Annotated in this window: 18 protein-coding genes and 1 other RNA gene; 8 read left to right on the top strand and 11 right to left on the bottom strand. The window is 62.4% G+C overall.

The features are described 5' to 3' along the window. Positions 1 to 132 precede the first annotated feature (132 nt). From AC07WT_RS11145 to moaE, 3 genes are read left to right on the top strand one after another with little or no spacing between them, the layout of a single operon-like run. Positions 133 to 1,362 (top strand): molybdopterin molybdotransferase MoeA, encoded by a 1,230-nt coding sequence (locus AC07WT_RS11145; RefSeq protein WP_494947140.1) that lies wholly within the window; start codon positions 133 to 135, stop codon positions 1,360 to 1,362. A 26-nt stretch (positions 1,363 to 1,388) separates the two neighbouring features. Beyond that, positions 1,389 to 1,646, top strand: coding sequence for a molybdopterin converting factor subunit 1 (gene moaD, locus AC07WT_RS11140; protein ID WP_494947139.1), 258 nt, complete (start codon positions 1,389 to 1,391; stop codon positions 1,644 to 1,646). 39 nt (positions 1,647 to 1,685) lie between these two features. After that, positions 1,686 to 2,162 (top strand): molybdopterin synthase catalytic subunit MoaE, encoded by a 477-nt coding sequence (gene moaE / locus AC07WT_RS11135; RefSeq protein ID WP_494947138.1) that lies wholly within the window; start codon positions 1,686 to 1,688, stop codon positions 2,160 to 2,162. Positions 2,163 to 2,210: 48 nt separating this feature from the next. Here moaE and AC07WT_RS11130 read toward each other — a convergent pair whose 3' ends face one another. Next, positions 2,211 to 2,771, bottom strand: a complete 561-nt coding sequence (locus AC07WT_RS11130; RefSeq protein WP_494947137.1) for a group III truncated hemoglobin — start codon at positions 2,769 to 2,771, stop codon at positions 2,211 to 2,213. Positions 2,772 to 3,080: 309 nt separating this feature from the next. Between AC07WT_RS11130 and AC07WT_RS11125 the strand changes: the two genes are divergently transcribed. Then, positions 3,081 to 3,590: an Rrf2 family transcriptional regulator gene (locus AC07WT_RS11125; protein WP_492592455.1), complete on the top strand. Its 510-nt coding sequence runs from the start codon at positions 3,081 to 3,083 to the stop codon at positions 3,588 to 3,590. Between the two features lie 119 nt (positions 3,591 to 3,709). After that, positions 3,710 to 6,307, top strand: a complete 2,598-nt coding sequence (gene clpB, locus AC07WT_RS11120) for an ATP-dependent chaperone ClpB (protein ID WP_494947136.1) — start codon at positions 3,710 to 3,712, stop codon at positions 6,305 to 6,307. Between the two features lie 207 nt (positions 6,308 to 6,514). On the opposite strand, the gene AC07WT_RS11115 is transcribed toward clpB, so the two are convergent. Together AC07WT_RS11115 and AC07WT_RS11110 are read right to left on the bottom strand one after the other, a co-directional pair. After that, the gene (locus AC07WT_RS11115) at positions 6,515 to 7,054 is read right to left on the bottom strand and encodes a YidB family protein (RefSeq protein WP_494948420.1); all 540 of its coding nucleotides are present in this window, start codon (positions 7,052 to 7,054) and stop codon (positions 6,515 to 6,517) included. 25 nt (positions 7,055 to 7,079) lie between these two features. After that, positions 7,080 to 7,652 carry a ComEA family DNA-binding protein gene (locus AC07WT_RS11110; RefSeq protein WP_494947135.1) on the bottom strand — a complete coding sequence of 191 codons (573 nt, stop codon included), beginning with the start codon at positions 7,650 to 7,652 and terminating at the stop codon, positions 7,080 to 7,082. 279 nt (positions 7,653 to 7,931) lie between these two features. On the opposite strand from AC07WT_RS11110, the gene AC07WT_RS11105 reads away from it, so the two are divergent. Continuing rightward, on the top strand, positions 7,932 to 8,435 hold the full coding sequence (locus AC07WT_RS11105; protein ID WP_494947134.1) for a MerR family transcriptional regulator: 504 nt from the start codon (positions 7,932 to 7,934) through the stop codon (positions 8,433 to 8,435). Next, a complete protein-coding gene (locus AC07WT_RS11100) occupies positions 8,387 to 8,797 on the top strand; it encodes a carboxymuconolactone decarboxylase family protein (protein WP_494947133.1) in 411 nt (136 codons plus the stop codon). Before AC07WT_RS11105 ends, AC07WT_RS11100 begins: the two co-directional genes overlap by 49 nt. 175 nt (positions 8,798 to 8,972) lie before the next feature. Here the strand turns inward: AC07WT_RS11100 and AC07WT_RS11095 are convergent, their stop codons facing one another. From AC07WT_RS11095 to trxA, 8 genes are all read right to left on the bottom strand, one after another. Further along, positions 8,973 to 10,352, bottom strand: a complete 1,380-nt coding sequence (locus tag AC07WT_RS11095) for an MATE family efflux transporter (protein ID WP_494947132.1) — start codon at positions 10,350 to 10,352, stop codon at positions 8,973 to 8,975. Between the two features lie 2 nt (positions 10,353 to 10,354). Next, entirely contained in the window at positions 10,355 to 12,112 is a 1,758-nt protein-coding gene (locus tag AC07WT_RS11090; protein ID WP_494947131.1) for an ArnT family glycosyltransferase, read from the bottom strand. 285 nt (positions 12,113 to 12,397) lie between these two features. Next, complete coding sequence (locus AC07WT_RS11085) at positions 12,398 to 12,664, bottom strand: type B 50S ribosomal protein L31 (RefSeq protein WP_042323790.1); 267 nt, start codon at positions 12,662 to 12,664, stop codon at positions 12,398 to 12,400. 207 nt (positions 12,665 to 12,871) lie between these two features. Continuing rightward, positions 12,872 to 13,705, bottom strand: coding sequence for a M90 family metallopeptidase (locus AC07WT_RS11080; RefSeq protein WP_494947130.1), 834 nt, complete (start codon positions 13,703 to 13,705; stop codon positions 12,872 to 12,874). A gap of 15 nt (positions 13,706 to 13,720) precedes the next feature. Beyond that, positions 13,721 to 15,277 (bottom strand): MFS transporter, encoded by a 1,557-nt coding sequence (locus tag AC07WT_RS11075; protein WP_492592448.1) that lies wholly within the window; start codon positions 15,275 to 15,277, stop codon positions 13,721 to 13,723. Beyond that, positions 15,274 to 15,804 (bottom strand): MerR family transcriptional regulator, encoded by a 531-nt coding sequence (locus tag AC07WT_RS11070; protein ID WP_494947129.1) that lies wholly within the window; start codon positions 15,802 to 15,804, stop codon positions 15,274 to 15,276. The genes AC07WT_RS11075 and AC07WT_RS11070 overlap by 4 nt, the downstream gene beginning before the upstream one ends. A gap of 182 nt (positions 15,805 to 15,986) precedes the next feature. Further along, positions 15,987 to 17,255, bottom strand: coding sequence for a transcription termination factor Rho (rho, locus tag AC07WT_RS11065; protein ID WP_492592446.1), 1,269 nt, complete (start codon positions 17,253 to 17,255; stop codon positions 15,987 to 15,989). Between the two features lie 239 nt (positions 17,256 to 17,494). Beyond that, the gene (gene trxA, locus AC07WT_RS11060; protein WP_006048864.1) at positions 17,495 to 17,821 is read right to left on the bottom strand and encodes a thioredoxin TrxA; all 327 of its coding nucleotides are present in this window, start codon (positions 17,819 to 17,821) and stop codon (positions 17,495 to 17,497) included. A gap of 443 nt (positions 17,822 to 18,264) precedes the next feature. Here trxA and ffs point away from each other — a divergent pair. After that, positions 18,265 to 18,363: signal recognition particle sRNA small type (gene ffs, locus AC07WT_RS11055), an RNA gene on the top strand. Positions 18,364 to 18,533: the final 170 nt, after the last annotated feature.

Genomic DNA, 18,533 nt, shown 5'->3' with positions numbered 1-18,533 from the left:
GCGGGCGACTAAAGCCATGAGCATCGGGCGCGACGGGGGGCGCGCTCCCCAGGGCACCCCCATCGACCGCTACAATATTCTTTTAACCTGCGGCTCCGAACCCCGATGTCCACCCCAACGCCCCGCGCTCCAATGCTCTCAACCGCCGACGCCTTGGCGACATTGCTTGGCGCCGCGAGCCCAATCGCCGGTACAGAATCGATCCCCACGCTGGAAGCGCTAAACCGCGTGCTATCGGAAGACGTCGTCTCGCTACTGGACGTCCCTCCAATGAACACAAGTTCAATGGACGGTTACGCACTAAGCACCGGAGACCTGGCGCATGGCAACCGCCGGTTCCCGGTCTCCCAACGCATCCCGGCGGGCCACGCCCCGGAACCCTTAAAGGCAAACACAGCAGCCCGCATCTTCACGGGCGCAACGGTGCCGCCTGGCGCCGACGCAATCGTGATGCAGGAGCAAACCGAAGCCGCTGGCGACGATGTCACGATCCTGCACAGCCCCAAACCGGGCGAATGGATCACAGCACAAGGCGCGGACATCCGCAGCGGTTCGATCATCCTGCCCGCGGGCACACGCCTGACACCGCAAGCACTGGGACTCGCCGCCTCGGTCGGTTGCGCGGAATTGCACGTGCGCCGCCGTGTAAAAGTCGCCGTTTTCTTCACCGGAGACGAACTGACGATGCCCGGCGAGCCGCTGAAACCGGGCGCGATCTACAACTCGAACCGCTTTACGCTGCGCGGGCTGCTGGAAAACCTCGGCTGCGAGGTCACGGACTACGGCATCGTCCCGGACAAGCTCGATGCGACCCGCGCGACATTACGCGAGGCCGCCCAGGCGCATGATCTGATTCTGACCTGCGGCGGCGTGTCGGTGGGCGAGGAGGATCACGTGAAACCCGCGGTCGAAGCCGAAGGGCGCCTGTCGATGTGGCAAATCGCGATGAAACCCGGCAAGCCGCTCGCCTTTGGCGCGGTGCGCCGCACGCCGCCGCAAGCCGATGCCGTCACGTCGGACCAAACTTTCTTCATCGGTTTGCCGGGCAACCCGGTGTCGAGCTTCGTCACCTTCCTGCTGTTCGTACGCCCGTTCGTCCTGCGCCTCGCCGGTGTGCGTACGGTCGCGCCGCGCGCGCTGTCGCTGCGCGCCGACTTCACGCAGAACAAGGCTGACCGCCGCAACGAATTCCTGCGCGCACGCGTCAATCCGGCCGGCGGTCTCGATCTGTTCCCGAATCAGAGTTCAGCCGTGCTGACGTCGACGGTATGGGGCGACGGCCTGATCGACAATCCACCGAATCACGCGATCAGCGCCGGCGAGACCGTGCGTTTCATTCCCTTTTCCGAATTGCTGAACTAAGGCCGGCAACGGCCGGTGGCATCCCGATGAAGATTCAACTCAGATATTTTGCAAGTGTGCGCGAAGCGCTCGAGACGGCCGACGAAATGGTCGACCTGCCCGACGGCATCGCCACGGTCGGCGATGTGCGCGCGTGGCTGCGCGTGCGCGGCGGCATCTGGGCCGACACCCTTGCCGAAGGCCGCGCGCTGCGCATGGCGTGCAATCACGTGATGACCGGCGCCGGCACACGCATCACGGAAGATTGCGAAGTCGCGTTCTTTCCGCCCGTCACCGGCGGCTGAACTGCGCTGAAGAGCCGCTCGACCGCACAGGAGCCTGCCATGCCCGTTCGCGTACAAACGGAAGACTTCGACCTCTCTGCCGAGGTTGCCGCGCTGCGCGCGCTCAATCCGAAGATCGGCGCGGTGGCCTGTTTCGTCGGCACCGTGCGCGATCTGAACGAAGGCAGCGCAGTCGAAACGATGGAGCTCGAACACTATCCGGGCATGACGGAGAAGTCGCTGGAGGCGATTGTCGTGAGCGCGCGAGAGCGTTGGCCGGGGATCGAGGTGCTGATCGTGCATCGGGTCGGCAAGCTCTATCCGCTCGACCAGATCGTGCTGGTGGCGACGACTGCCGCGCATCGCGGCGACGCTTTTGCGTCGTGTGAATTCGTGATGGACTATCTGAAGACCCAGGCGCCGTTCTGGAAGAAAGAGAGGACCGAGGAGGGCGAACGCTGGGTCGATGCGCGCGTCGCCGACGACGCCGCACTCGCCCGTTGGGGCATCGAATCGGCTAACCGGACGGCGAAGTAATCCGCGCACCGTTCGGATTCGCCGAAGGGCGCGCTTCACGCACGTCGTTCAATCGTCCTGCGTTTTGCCGATGATCCGGGCCGGAAACGGCTCGCCGCGTGGCCGCGCCGATGCGCGCGAGTCATGTGAGTCGTGCGGCTCATCGTCGCGTGGATGCCGCCTGGGCGCGATGCGCTCCAGCAATGCCTGCTGTTCCGCCGGAATCGTGTAATCCCAGCCGAAGCGGCTCAACTGCAAACTCTGTGCGATGCGCAGCGCCGGCTCCATGAAGCGGATCGCCGCAGCCGGTTCATAGCGCGATTCCACCGTGCCCAGGAACAGATACAGCCAGCGGCTGAAATGTTGCGGCTCGATCCCCTCGAGCGGCTGATGCGCCTGCTGCACGTTGCCGCGGTATTGCTTCGCACCCAGCACGAGGCTCGCCCAGAACGTGCACATCTTCGGCAGATGGTCGTCCCAGCGGCCCGCCAGCGTTGTTTCGAACACGGGACCGAGCAGCGGATCGGCGCGCACGCGGTCGTAAAAACCGTAGACGAGGCCGCGGATATTCGCGTCGGTGGGCTCGGCGGCGCGCTCGACAACCGGCGCTGCGGGGAAGGATGGATTCATGCAATTTCCATAAGATGCCGCCATTCGTCGCGGATCGCCACAGCGCGCCACATGGCGCCACAGACAGTCACGAATGGCCTCAAACTGAGTCGATACGGAAGGAACTAGGCCGCGAATGCCCCGCTTTTCGCATGAATGGCCCAAGCGGGAAACGTTACCATTACTGCCGAAAGACAAATACCGCCAGTCAACGCACAAAAATATGCGTAGCGCCTGCATCTTATGGCGAAGCGACGGCCCCCGGCAACCCTTGCATCGACGCGGTTATCTCCCGGATCGCGGCTTGCGCTCATTGTGGCATTAGTACTTATGAGACTGACCGACTATACGGACTATTCGCTGCGCGTCCTGTTGTATCTCGCCGTCCGCGGCGAGGGATTATCGACGATCCAGGACATTTCCGAGGCCTATGGGATCTCCCGGAATCACCTGATGAAAGTCGTGCAGCAGCTCGGCGAACTCGGCTGGGTCGAGACTGTGCGCGGGCGCAACGGCGGCTTGCGTCTGGCCGAGCAGACCAGCGCGCTGACGGTCGGCGAAATTGTGCGCGCCACCGAAAGCGACTTTGCGTTGGCCGGCTGTTTCCCGGACGAGCACGGTGAGCGCCGCGCCTGCGTCATTACGGCGCAATGCCGTCTGAAAGGGGCGCTCGAAGCGGCGCGCAATGCGTTCTTTGCCGAACTCGACCGTCATACCATCGGCGAAGTCGCGCAGCCGCACGGTCCGCTGGCTGCGGTCCTCGGCCTGAGTACGGCAATTCCGATCGTGCCGATCGCACCGGCCACGCCCGCCGGCGGCGGCGCGGCGCCGGCGGGCTGAAGCCGGCGCGGCAGATCTCGCGCATCAAATGTTAAATAGTTGTCGCTTGATGCAAAAAAGCGCTTGAAACCCGCGCAAAACGCCTCATTTTGGTGGTAATCGAAATTGGAGGTCTCTTGATGAGAATCGACAAACTCACCACTAAATTCCAGGAAGCGCTGGCTGATGCGCAGAGTCTGGCCGTCGGCCACGACAATCAATACATTGAACCGGTCCATGTCCTTTCGGCGCTCGTCGCCCAGCAGGACGGTTCGGCGCGCTCGCTGCTCTCGCGTGCCGGCGTGCATGTCCAGGCGCTGCAAACCGCGTTGAACGACGCGATGACGCGCCTGCCGCAGGTGCAGGGCACCGACGGCAACGTGCAGATCGGCCGCGAGCTGACCGGCTTGCTGAACCAGGCCGACAAGGAAGCACAAAAACTCAACGACACGTTCATTGCGAGCGAAATGTTCCTGCTCGCCATCGCCGACGACAAAGGCGAGGCGGGCCGCCTCGCGCGTCAGCACGGCCTGTCGCGCAAGTCGCTGGAAAGCGCGATTGCCGCGGTGCGCGGCGGCTCGCAGGTGCATAGCCAGGACGCCGAAAGCCAGCGCGAAGCGCTGAAGAAGTACACCATCGATCTGACCGAGCGCGCGCGTGCAGGCAAGCTCGATCCGGTGATCGGCCGCGACGACGAGATCCGCCGTTCGATTCAGATCCTGCAGCGCCGCACCAAGAACAATCCGGTGCTGATCGGCGAGCCGGGCGTGGGAAAGACCGCGATCGTCGAAGGCCTGGCGCAGCGCATCGTCAACGGCGAGGTGCCGGAAACGCTGAAGGGCAAGCGCGTGCTGTCGTTGGACATGGCGGCCTTGCTGGCCGGCGCCAAGTATCGCGGCGAGTTTGAAGAACGCCTGAAGGCCGTCTTGAACGACATCGCGAAAGACGAAGGCCAGACCATCGTCTTCATCGACGAGATTCACACGATGGTCGGTGCGGGCAAAGCGGAAGGCGCAATGGACGCGGGCAATATGCTCAAGCCGGCGCTCTCGCGCGGCGAATTGCATTGCGTCGGCGCCACCACGCTCGACGAATATCGCAAGTACATCGAGAAGGATGCTGCGCTCGAACGCCGCTTCCAGAAGGTGCTGGTCGACGAGCCGACTGTCGAGGCCACCATCGCGATCCTGCGCGGTTTGCAGGAGAAGTACGAGCTGCATCACGGCGTCGATATCACCGACCCGGCGATCGTCGCGGCAGCCGAACTGTCGCATCGCTATATCACGGACCGTTTTCTGCCGGACAAGGCGATCGACCTGATCGACGAAGCCGCTTCGAAGATCAAGATGGAAATCGACTCGAAGCCGGAAGAAATGGACCGGCTCGACCGTCGTTTGATCCAGTTGAAGATCGAACGCGAAGCGGTCAAGAAGGAAAAGGATGAAGCGTCGCAAAAGCGTCTGCAATTGATCGAGGAAGAAATCGAGCGGCTGGATCGCGAATATTCGGACCTCGAAGAAATCTGGACCGCGGAAAAAGCCGCGGTGCAGGGCAGCGCGCAACTGAAGGAAGAGATTGAGAAAACGCGTGCGGAAATCACGCGTTTGCAGCGCGAAGGCAAGCTGGAGAAGGTCGCCGAGTTGCAATACGGCAAGCTGCCGGGGCTCGAGGCTCAGCTGAAGGAAGTGACCCAGGCCGAGGCGAAAGAGCAGAACAACCCGACCCGGCCGCGCCTGTTACGCACGCAGGTCGGCGCGGAGGAAATCGCCGAAGTCGTGTCGCGTTCAACCGGCATTCCGGTGTCGCGCATGATGCAGGGCGAGCGCGAAAAGCTGCTGCAGATCGAGGAGAAACTGCACGACCGCGTGGTGGGTCAGGACGAGGCGATCAGCGCGGTCGCCGATGCGATCCGCCGTTCGCGGGCAGGTCTGGCGGATCCGAACCGGCCGTATGGTTCGTTCCTGTTCCTCGGGCCGACCGGCGTGGGCAAGACCGAGCTGTGCAAGGCACTGGCGTCGTTCCTGTTCGATTCGGAGGATCATCTGATCCGCATCGACATGAGCGAATTCATGGAGAAGCATAGCGTCGCGCGTTTGATCGGTGCGCCGCCGGGGTACGTCGGTTACGAGGAAGGCGGTTATCTGACCGAAGCCGTGCGCCGCAAACCGTACAGCGTGATCCTGCTCGACGAAATCGAGAAGGCTCATCCGGACGTGTTCAACGTGCTGCTGCAAGTGCTCGATGACGGCCGCATGACCGACGGCCAGGGCCGTACCGTGGACTTCAAGAACACGGTGATCGTAATGACGTCGAACCTCGGCTCGCAATTGATCCAGTCGATGGTCGGCGAGCCGCAGGAAGCAGTGAAGGATGCGGTCTGGGAAGAAGTGAAGCTGCATTTCCGGCCCGAATTCCTTAACCGGATCGACGACGTCGTGGTGTTTCATGCGCTCGACCGCTCGAATATCCAGTCGATCGCGCGGATTCAGCTGCAGCGTCTGCATGAACGGCTTGCCAGGCTCGACATGCAACTGGTGGTGTCGGACGCGGCGCTCGAGCACGTCGGCAAGGTCGGCTACGATCCGCTGTTCGGTGCGCGGCCGTTAAAGCGTGCGATCCAGCAGGAGATCGAAAATCCGGTCGCGAAGCTGATTCTCGCCGGCAAGTTCGGCCCGAAGGATGTGATTCCGGTCGAAGTGGAAGACGGCAAGCTGGTGTTCGAACGCGTCGTGCATTAAGCGACCGGCGTTCGGCAGGGAACGGCTGAGGTGCGGGCCGAATCTGCCAAAGTCCTTTGCCAAACTCATCTGGCAAAATCAAAAGCGGCAACGAAGGTGACTTCGTTGCCGCTTTTTTTCACCCTTTGACGGGCGGTCAGGATGCCTGACGAGCCCGCGCATGAGGCCGACGACGAGGTCGACGACGAGGCCGATGATGGGGCCCGCTTACGCGTTGCCCTTGCCGAACAACGCCGACAGGCCGCCGAGCGCGCCGAGCACGGTCGGCGCATTCAGTTGACCTTCGGCGGGCACTTCGCCTTCCGGTGTGGCCGCGTTGACGACGTGCGGCAAAATCTGCGACAGGAGTCCGGTGACCTGATCCGGCTGCACGCCGGCTTTCTCCGCGAGGCTGGCGACGGCATCCGAGCCGAGCACGCTGTGCAGTGCATCCGGTGCGATCGGCTGGTTCTCGCCGTTACTGACCCACGACGAAACGACGTCGCCGAGGCCCTTTTCCTTGAAGCGGTCGATCAGGCCGTTCAAGCCGCCCGGCTGGTTATTGACGAATTCGAGCGCGGCGGAAACCAGGGCTTGCTGGCCGCCGCCCTCGGGCGATTTGCCAACCAGGGAACCAATAGTGTCGAGTAGGCTCATGACGGTCTCTCTTGAATGCCGACTCGTGCTTGACGGGTCGGCGGGTTGAAAACGCTGCGCGGTTGCGCGGCGCCGGGAAGGCGAGGCGGACGGCGGCGTAAGCGCGGCCATCACGCTGCCGATGCTCAAGCCGATATTACGCGCCGCCGGAGGCCGCAGCAGCCGACGCCGCCTTGCTCTTCTTCGCCTTTTTCTTCGAAGCCTTGGTGCCGGACGCGTCGGCCGGCGCGCTGGCTGCTGCCGCAGTAACCGGTGCCGAAGCCGCTGCCGCATCGGACGCCGCGGCTTTGCTCTTCTTGTTCGACTTCGAAGCTTTCGTGCCCGATGCTGCGGCCGGCGCTGTGGTCGGCGTGGTAGCCGCAGGTGCAGCCGCCGGCGCTGCCTTGGTGCTTGCGGCGCTGGTCGACTTCGCGGCCGGCTTGGCGCCGGTCGGCGGTGCGGACGAGCCGTTGATCGTCAGGCCCGCCGCCTCGAGGTTGGTCACCGATTTGGTGCCGATGCCTTTGACGCGGGCGGCGAGATCGTCAGCGTCCTTGAAGGGGCCGTTCCTGGTGCGTTCGTCGATGATCGCTTTTGCGTGAACCGGGCCGATGCCCTTGACCGATTCGAGCGCGGCCTGGTCGGCGGAATTCACTTCGACGGCCGCCGCGAATCCGGCCGACAGCGACAAAGCCAAAGCAACGCAAAGCATGAGAAGCTTCTTCAGCATGGCAAGCACTCCATTGAGGGCAAAAAAAGTTAGCCGGGAACGGACGACGCATCCTGTCAGCAGGCGCTGCGCTTAAGGATAGGACAAATTGCGCGCCCTTATTTGCGAACGCCGTCGATTTATACCGATCGATTCATGACAAGTAAATCAGTCTCGACAATATTTAAACCTTTTGCCTCGCACATAAGCCGTTGTGCGCTTATCGATCAACGCGTCGCTGAATGACAGCGCAATTCTCTTGACTTAGAGTGCACTCGAAGTCCTAACCTGAGTACCGTCATGTCGAAAATGTCGAAAGCACTCACCATCGGCCAGGTCGCGCAAGCGCTGGGCGTCTCGACTCACACGCTGCGCTATTACGAACAGGCCGGTCTGATTCGGGCCGTCGGGCGTACGCAGGCGGGGCATCGCCTGTATTCGCCTGCCGATCTCGACTGGTTGCAGTTCGTGATGCGCCTGAAGGCGACCGGTATGCCGATCGCCGGGATGCAGGCATTCGCCGCATTGCGGGCCGAAGGTCAGCCCACGATAGGCGAGCGGCGCGAGATGCTGATGGCGCATCGGGACGAGGTTCTGGCGCGGATCGCCGAGTTGCAGACCAACCTCGGCGTTATCGTCGACAAGATCGCGTACTACGAAGCGGCTGGGCGGCATCCCGCTGGGCGGCATCCCGCTGAGCAGCATCCGACACGACAAATCGACGAAACTCAATCGCATTCGGAAAAGGACTCACCATGGAACACGCACAAAACGATCGCTACACCCGAGGCTGGAACAAACTGAAGGAAATCGACGGCTCGGCCGGCGAGCAGGTGATCGCCGCACTCGCGCCGATTGCGCCGGATTTCGGACGCCTGTTGCTCGAATTCGGCTTCGGCGATATTTACAGCCGGCCGCAACTCGATCTGCGCGCGCGAGAGATCGCGACGATTGCCTCACTGGCAACGCTCGGCTGCGCGCAGCCGCAGTTGAAAGTGCATATCGAGGCGGCGCTGAACGTCGGCTGCTCGCGCGAAGAGATCGTCGAGGTCTTCATGCAGATGGCGCTCTACGCGGGATTCCCGGCGGCGCTGAACGCGCTGTTCGCGGCGCGGGAGATTTTCGAGCGGCACGATCAGGCATCGAGCGAAGCGCAAGCGGCTTGAGATGACGGCAGGGTAGGGTGGAGCGGCTGCTGGGTGCAGCCGCTTTTTATCTGGAGCCGAATGCAACTAACGGTCAATTTCAGCAGCCAACTTGCACGACGTGCCGGCAGCTAACCCAAAAGCATGGTTTTCCAGGAAGGGGCACTTTCCCATACGTGCGGCCATCCGCTTCGCGTCAAGCCGCCGAATCCGCCCTGACCACTGTCTCGACGCGCAAATACCGCTTACTGACAACCCGCCAGTACAGCAGCAAGCCAATACCGGCAATCACCAGGCTCGCCGTATTCGCGACCCAGAACCCTCGCGCGCCCGTCAGCCACTCGGGTATGGCGCCGCTCACATTGAAGCCGAGCAGATAGCCGCCGCCCAGCCCCACGCCCCACAACGCAATCGCATAGATCACGGTCGGCACGATCGCCACCTTGTAGGCGCGCAGCACGAACGCGGTGGTGATCTGCAATGCATCGAACAGGTGATAGCACACGACGATCAGCACCAGCGGCATCGCAGCCGCGGCCACCTGCGCATCCGGCGTGTAGCCTTCGATCACGTACGGTCGCAGCACCAGCACGATCGCGCCGTAGCAGAGCGCAATCGTCACGGCCATCATGATGCCGTGACGCGACAACGTGCGCGCCGCTTCGTGACGATGCGCGCCGAGCGCCTGGGCGACCAGCGTGGACGATGCGATGCCGATCGACAGCGGCGTCATATATAGCACCGCGCCGATGTTGCCCGCGATCTGGTGGCCGGCAAGCGTCGTCGTGCCGAAGCGCGCAATGAAGAGCGCCATGAACGTGTACGAGGTGACTTCGATCAGATACGACAGGCCCATCGGAATGCCGAGCCGCAGCTGCGCCGCCTGGCGCCGCCAGACCGGCCAGCAGAAGCGCGCGAAAATCGCGAAAGGGGTGAACACGTCGACGCGCGTCAACAGCAGCATGCCGACCAGAGCGAGCCCCCAGTTGATCGCGATACTGGCGAGCGCGCAGCCCGGGCCGCCCATCGCCGGCACGCCGAGGCCGCCGAAGATGAACCACGTGTTGAGCGGAAACTTGAGCAGCAGCGCGCTGATCTGCAGGATCATCACCAGCCGCGGTTTGCCGACGGCATTGGTCAGCGAACTGTAGACGCGAAACGCAAGGCTCGCCGGCAAGCCGAACGACAGAATCCGCAGGTAGGCGACCGTGCGTTCGTGCAGCGCGTCAGGTACGCGCGCCAGCCTCAGCATCGGCCCCGGAAAATAGAGAATCAGGAAACCGATCACGGTCAACGCGAGCGCGAGCCATAGCGCCTGCCGAACTTCCTCGCCGATCTCGATGTAGCGGCGCGCGCCGTAGAGTTGCGCGGTAATGGGTTGCAGCGCGGTCAGAATGCCGGTCAGGCCGATGTAGACGGAAATGTAGATCGACGAGCCGAGGCCGAGCGCGGCGAGATCGACGGCCGAATAGCGGCCGACCATCGCCGTATCGATCACTCCGAAGGCGATGATCGCCAACTGGCCGATCAGCACGGGCCACGCGAGCCCGGCGATTTTCCGTACGTCGGCGAACATGCTCAATCCGGCTTCTTGCGCCAGTTGCGGCGTTTGACGACCGGCGGCTTCGGACGGTCGATGCGCACGTACAAGCGGAAGCGTTCGTCACGGTCGGCCACGCGGCGGCCTTCCCACACCAGCTTCCAGACGAAGTCCGACATCGCGCTGGGCTCGCCGAAATCCTGGGTGTCCTGGCGCAGGATCACGTCGCAATCCTGATCGAACGAGAAATGCATGTCGCCGAAATAGGCGAAGGTCGCGATCTGCGCATTGCCGAGGCGCACCGGCGAGATGCAGGTGTAGTCCTCCGGCAGATGGCTCGCGATCTGTTCGGCGACGTCCTTATAGGTCCGGCTGTAGTTGACGACCGGCAGCCACAGCGTCATCAGCAGTACCCACATCAGCGTGGTGCCGGCGCTCGACAGCACCACGCTGCGCCACAAGACTTTCGGATGACGCGCGAGACGCCACTGCACCAGCACGAACCAGCACACGGTCACAGCGACCGCGCACACGAACGACAGAATCTTGAACTGGGGCGCGAAACCCGGCGCGAGCCGCGCGAGATTGCGTGCAAGCGGATGCGGGAAGCCGGTTAGTCCGGCCACGTACACCAGCCAGACGAAACTGCCGAGTATCGTGAAGCTCAGCAGCGCGAACCAGTCGATCGCGTTGATTGCGCCGCGTTTGAGCGTGGGCAGCGCGAACGTGGCCAGTACCGCGAGCGGCGGCAGCAACAGCATGTAAAGCCGGTTCGACTGATGGCTTTGCAGCACGACGAGCACCAGCAGCGGCCCGATCACCGACAGCGGAATCGCCACGTGCGGCGCGCGCCGCAGGCCCGACCAGCTGAACCACGCCCAGATCGCCAGCGGCCACGCCGGCCACGTGAACAGCGGCAGGTTTTTCAGCGCGTATTTCGCCACCGAGCCGGGCGGCCCGGCAAACGAGCTCACGCTCACGTGCACCCATTGATTCAGGTACCAGACGGCGTCGTCGGGAAACGTGGCGAGCGCCGCGATCGGCCACGCGACCGACAGCGCCAGTGCGACCGGCAAACCGGCCAGCAGCAGCCAGCGCGAACGCGCCTCGCGCACGATCAACGTCATCGCCAGCGTGCCGAGCAGCAATGCGCCGACCAGCACCGGACTGCTGGCGAGCGTCACCAGTCCGAGCGCGAGGCCCCAGATCAGCGCGCCCTGAATCGGCTTGTCGATCATCCGCACGAGCCCGTACACGAGCATCGCGATGCCGACGAACTGCGCCAGTTGCGGCGTGGTTTCGTGGCCGCGTTCGGCGAGGCCGAAGCACGCGAGCAGGATCAGCAGTGCGCCGTCGGCGAGGGTGCGGCCGTAGTCGCGCGGTTCCGGCTCGCCGCCGAACGCATACTTGAACGGCTGGACTTCGGCGCGCCGGCCGAGCAGGTAGGCCGCATACCAGACGAACGCGCAGCCCGCGCAGAACAGCAGGCCGGTGAAGACCCGCGACGCGTTGCTCGCATCGACCCACGGCGCCAGCACGCGGATCGCGCTGGCGCCGAGCCAGTAGCCGAGCGGGCCGTCTTCCGTAAGGTATTTGCCGAGCAGATTCGGCAGCAGCCAATCGTGGGCGCCGCCGCTGGCCATCGTCCACATGACGCCGAAGCCGGCTGCGTCCTCGTTCTTCCACGGATCGCGGCCGAAGAGGCCAAACGATGCGTAGACGATACAGATGGTCAGCAGCAGCCAGCGCGGCAATGCGCTGGTCGCAGAGGCTGTGAGGCGAACGGCAGGTCTCATGCGGTGTGTGGATATCGGATAAGCGGTGCAGCCGGCACCGGACGGAATGTCCGGTGGAATGGCCGATTCGGAGCATCCGGCATTGTAGTCGTGCGGTGCGATGCGCGTCACGGCCGGTAATGACTCGCAACGTCGTCGGGGCGCTGGTAACAATGCCGCTGGAACGGGCGGCGCCGTCAGCGCTATGTACGAGCGCCCGGCATGAGGTGACAAAAAAGGGCAGCTCGCGCTGCCCTTTTTTGCTGCTGCTTCGCAGCCGGCCCATGGCCGGCGACGAGGCGCGTATTACTTCGCTGCTGCCTTGCCGGTAGCGCGCGAGCCGAACTTCTTGTTGAACTTTTCGACGCGGCCAGCCGTGTCCATGATCTTTTGTTGGCCGGTGTAGAACGGATGCGATTCCGACGACACTTCGATCTTGGCGAGCGGGTAAGTCTTGCCGTTGAATTCGGCGGTTTCACGCGTCTGGATGGTCGAGCGCGTCACAAACTTGAAGTCGTTCGACATATCGATGAACAGGACTTCGCGGTAATCCGGGTGAATACCTTCTTTCATGGTCTTTCCTTTAATCTGGCGGTAGCCAACCCGCGTGCAGCCGCGTAAAGAACACATAACGCTAACCGCATCTTGGCGCGAGCCACTTGCCTAGGGTCGAAAAACGGCGATTATGCCAGAAAATCAGACGGTTGGCGAGCTTTCTACCCGCTGGTTCTGATTGCCTGGGCTGCACGGCGGCCCTTATTGGGCGGGCCTCGGCCATTGTTATGCCGGTGTGAACGCTACGCCCACGCGCGCCGGGTCCTGCCGGTAATAGCGGGCCAGCAGCCGGTACAGCTCCGGGTACTCGGCCTCGAACGCCTGCGGTTTGACGAACAGCGCCTCGCTGCAAACGGCAAAAAATTCCGATGGATGATCGGCAGCGTAAGGATCGATCAGCGAATCACGCTCGAAACGCGCCCAGCGGCGCTCCGGCACTGCGTCGACTTTGGCGCAGAAGTGGTCGTAGGCGTGGTCGAAGACGTCTGCCCACGCCTGTGAATCGAGCGGCGCATGCCAGCGGCGCAAGAGCGGCGGATGGCCGTCCGCTTCGCCGGTCAGCATGTCGATCTTGTGCGCGAATTCATGAATCACGACGTTGTACGCATCCGTGCCGTCCGTCATCTGCGCGTCTTCCCACGACAGCACCACCGGCCCGCCTTCCCACGCTTCGCCGCTCGCATCGTGTTCGACTTCGTGCACCACGCCGTCTTCGTCCTCGACTGTTTTGCGGATCACGAACTCGCCCGGATAGACGATCACGCCGACCCAGCCGCGATACAGGTCGAGGCTCAGGTTCAGCACCGGCAAGCAGGCTTGCGCGGCGATCGCAACGGTCATCGCGTTGGTCAGCTCGAGCTCGTGCGCGGTCGAAAACTTCTTTTGCGCGATGAACAGGCTCGTCAGTTCGCGCAGGCGCACGAGATTCGGCGCGTCGAGGTGCGCGAGGAACGGCAGGCCATCGAGCGTGGCTTGCCAGAGCGCGTCGTCGATTGCGTACTCGCGCAGCGCGCGGTCGCGGCGGCGCGTGCCGAGCCATTGAGTGAGTTTCGAAAGCATGGCCTGATGAAACCCCTAGTCGATCTGATTTTGCCACGCGGCAAAAATGCCGCCGCATATCGCTATGCCGATCAGGAAGTAAAAACCGTCCAGCGACGTCAAAAAGCTCGCCTGCTGCATGATCGTCCGGCTGATTTCCACCACCGCGAGCGAGTGCGCTTCGGACGGCGAGCGGCCCGCGGCGGCAAAGCTGTTGGTCAACGCGGCAAGCGAACCCTGGAAGGCTGGATTGTACGGATTCACGAACTCCGCGAGCCGCGTTTGATGCAGCGCCTGCCGATGCTGCTCGACGATGATCACCGAGGCCGTCGCAAACGAGATCGTCAATTGCCGCACGATGTTTTTCAGCCGGTAGCCGTGCGTGAACTCTTCAATAGCGAAGATTCTAAACGTCAGATTGGCAACCGGCAGCACGATGAACAACAGCAGTAAGCCGCGCAGCAGCAGCGGCACGATCAACGCCGCCTCGCCGACGCCCGGCGACATGCGCGTCATCCACGCCGCGGTGAACGCCGCCACCGCGAAGCCCGGCACGATGATCCATTTTTTGCGCGGCAGGAGCTTCGCGTAGCGCAGGTAGACGAACAGTGCGCTGGCTGAAATCAGCGACGTGACGCCGACCAGTTGACCCGTGTTTTCGACCGGATAGCCGAGACCGCTTTCGAGAAAGCGTGAGATCAGATAGCTGAAAACGGTCGAGACGTAATAGTAGAACATGTACAGCACGAGCCCGACCTGGAAGACTTTTTCGCGCAGCGCATGCAGGCGCACGAGCGGAGCCGGATGATGCCATTGGTGGTGGGCAAACCAGCCCAGCGCGACGATCCCCGCGACCGTGAGAAGAATCAGCCCCGGCGACGCGCTGAACAACTGGAAGCGCACTTGCTGCATCACGATTTGCAGCGCACCTTGCGCGAACGCGAAGATGATGTACGGCCAGAAATGCGCCGAACCGCGTTCCTCCGGTAGGCGATTGCCCGAGTCGGGCAGCGCGAGCATGGCCAGCACGGCGAACAGCACGCCCACCGGCGCCGTGCAGGCGAACAGCGCGCGCCAGTCGAAATGCGCGACCAGCTGGCCGCCGATCAACGGCGCGAGCGCGCTGCTCAACACGATCAGTATGAGAAACGCTCGTGTCGCCGCCGGCCGTTGTTGCGGCGTGAAGCTCATCTGGATCAGGATGCGGCAGGTGCCCATCATCGGGCCGACAAAGTAGCCTTGAAAGCCGCGCGCGAACGCGAGTTCGATCGACGACTCGCACAGCGCGGCGGCGACCGCGCCGACTGAATAGAGCAGCATGCAGCCGGCCACGTAGCGCCGGTAACCGAAGCGTTCGACCCACCACTGTTGTTGCAGGATGCCGAGCACGGCCGCAACCGCGTACGCGCTCGACGCCCACACGAGTTCGTCGGGCGAAGCATTGATGCCGCCCGCGATGTGGCTGGTGAAGAACGAAAAGATCGAGTTGTCGAAATAGTCGAGGCCGGTGACGACGGCCAATACCCAAGGGAAAAAATCGCCGCGCAGCTTTTCGACGCTGAACAAGGGGACGCGGGACGACGTCGCACTCATGTGGATTCGCCCGGCTTTCTGGGGCGCTTCGCGAGTGGCGGCGTGTTCGTGCTCCCGGCTTTGGCGAGTGCGTTGCGGCGCTGTTCCAGCAGCGTGTCGGCATTCTCGCCGGCGAGACGCCGTTCGAGATAGTCCAGATCGGGGCTCAGTTCGGCTCTGAGCCTTTGCGCTTCCTTGAGTTCACGGCGCATCGCATCGATGCGCGTGTCGAGCGCGTCGACCTGTTGCGCGATGGCGTCGCGAATCTGCTGTAGCGATTCGTTGGAATAGCGGTGGGTGCCGCCGACCGCTTCGAGCGGACGTTTGAGCATTTCCGTGATGCCGTGCAGCGAGAAGCCAAGCGAGCGCAGACGCAAAATCCGGCCGAAGCGCTTGAGGTCTTCTTCGTCGTAAAGCCGGTAGCGGCCCTCGCTGCGCGTGGGCGAGACGAGGCCGCGTTCCTCGTAGTATTTCAGCGTGCGCGGCGTGACGCCGAGGCGTTCGGCGGCGTCGCGCACGGTCAGCAGGGTGGGTGAGTCCTTCGACATAAGCGGCGAGAGGCATGACGGAGTGTTCGCATTATAGCAAAACGTGTACGTTCACGTACACGTTTTCGGGATAGCCTGCAGCGGCGTGCATGCAGTGGCGCGCATTTCTTGCAGGCGAAAAAAAGCCGCTCGTTTGCGGCGAGCGGCTTTCTTACGCGATGCGGCTAGCGCGGGACCAGGTTTTAGCCGCCGCCGCCACGACGCATCATGTCGAAGAACTCGGAGTTGCTCTTCGTCTGGCGGATCTTGTCGAGCAGGAATTCCATCGATTCGACTTCGTCCATGTCGTGAATGAACTTGCGCAGCACCCAGATCTTTTGCAGCACTTCGGGCTTGATCAGCAGTTCTTCGCGGCGCGTGCCGGACTTGTTCAGGTTGATCGACGGATAGACGCGCTTTTCAGCAAGGCGGCGTTCCAGGTGCACTTCCATGTTGCCGGTGCCCTTGAATTCTTCGTAGATCACGTCGTCCATGCGGCTGCCGGTTTCGATCAGCGCCGTGCCGATGATGGTGAGCGAGCCGCCTTCTTCGATATTGCGCGCCGCGCCGAAGAAGCGCTTCGGACGTTGCAGCGCGTTCGCGTCGACACCGCCCGTCAGCACCTTGCCCGAGGCCGGCACCACCGTGTTGTATGCGCGTGCGAGACGCGTGATCGAGTCGAGCAGAATCACCACGTCGTTCTTCATTTCGACGAGGCGCTTGGCTTTTTCGATCACCATTTCGGCGACTTGCACGTGACGCGCAGCCGGTTCGTCGAAGGTGGAGGCGATCACTTCGCCGGCCACCGAACGCTGCATTTCGGTCACTTCTTCCGGGCGTTCGTCGATCAGCAACACGAACAGCACGACATCCGGATGGTTCTGTTTGATCGCATGCGCGATGTGCTGCAGCATCACGGTCTTGCCCGACTTCGGCGACGCGACCAGCAAGCCGCGCTGGCCCTTGCCGATCGGCGCGATCATGTCGATGATGCGGCCCGTGACGTTTTCTTCACCGCGCATTTCACGTTCGAGCAGCAGCACCTTGTTCGGGTGCAGCGGCGTCAGGTTTTCGAACATGATCTTGTGTTTCGAGGCTTCCGGCGGCTGGCCGTTGACCTTGTCCACCTTCACCAGCGCGAAATAGCGTTCGCCGTCTTTAGGCGTGCGCACCTCGCCTTCGATCGTGTCGCCCGTATGCAGGTTGAAGCGGCGGATTTGCGACGGGCTGATGTAGATATCGTCCGTGCTGGCGAGATAGGAGGTTTCCGGGGATCGCAGGAAACCGAAGCCGTCCGGCAGCACTTCGAGCGTGCCGTCGCCGAAGATCGTGTCGCCCGTTTTGGCTCGTTTTTTTAGAATGGCGAACATCAATTCCTGCTTGCGCAGGCGGTTCGCACTTTCGATCTCGAGGCCGTTGGCCATCTCGATCAATTCGGACACGTGCAGAGTCTTAAGCTCGGATAAATGCATACGGAGAACCCGCAGGAGAAGATGCGACGAAATGAAATCTGGGAGGAGAGTGAGCGGAACCGCTCAAGGACTTACACGTCTTTTCGACGTTTTGCGGATTCTAGCATAGCACACGCCAATTTCCGCCAGTGCGGCGGCATGGCATCTTTCTTATTGAGCGTGTTGCCGGCTGACAACACGCTCAAGGCGATGCGCCTCAAGTTTCCGAGGGGTCTCGAGGCGCACCGACGCGCTCCGCTTTACAGGTTGCCGTCGAGGAACGCGGTGAGTTGCGATTTCGACAGTGCGCCGACTTTCTGCGCGGCGACAGCGCCGTTCTTGAACAGGATCAGCGTGGGGATGCCGCGCACGCCGAACTTGACCGGCGTCGATTGATGCTCGTCGACGTTGATCTTGGCGATTTGCAGGCGATCGGCGTAATCCTTCGCGACTTCGTCGAGGATCGGCGCGATCATCTTGCACGGACCGCACCATTCAGCCCAGAAATCGAGCAGCACGGGTTTATCGGATTTCACGACGTCCTGTTCGAACGATGCGTCGCTAATATGCTTGATTTGTTCGCTCATTGTATGAATACCTCTATCGGTTCGAGGCCCGCCTGAATTGCTCGCCACGATACACCAAAACCTAAGGAAACTTCCGTTCGCTTTGCCGCAATTGGAGTCTGCCGGCACACGCCTGAAAAGGCCAAAAACCATTTCAGGAATGTGCGGAAGGCTCGCGTTTGCGGGTCATCCGTACGGCAGTTTAGCTTAATTCGCTATGCGTTGCCGGGGGTGATAGTACTCATCAAGGGCAGTGGGGCCATTGGCTGCCGGTGAAGTTCCGCTACGTTCCATGCACTGCTACGCACCTTATCTGGTGGCTCGGACGGCAAACACAAGTGGCTCGCGCGCGTGCGGCCGGTGCGGTTGCCTATATTGAGCGAAGGCCCTGATTCGGCGCTCCGGAGGAGCTTTGGTCGTATTAACAGTCGCGCGACGGGCCAAGCAGTGATAGAATGTTTCGTGACGGGCCTCCTCGCATGGAGGGATGGTCAACCTGGTCAGGTCGGGAACGAAGCAGCCACAGCCGTTTTCCACCAGTGCCGAGGGTCGGGCTCGTCACCTTCCTTTTTCTTCCGCTTTGCTTCCTGTTGTTCTTCCCAGATCCTTTGTTGTTGTCGGCGTGAATTTTGCGCGGCCCATCTATTTTTTTCTATCAGTTCGTTAGCCAATTTCAATGAAGCGACAACACGCGTTCGTGCGCTGTCGATTCGGCTTTGCGCGGCATCGTTAC

The sequence above is a fragment of the Paraburkholderia sp. GW821-FHT02A12 genome, assembly GCF_059422005.1.
This window is presented reverse-complemented; position numbering and strand designations above follow the sequence as displayed.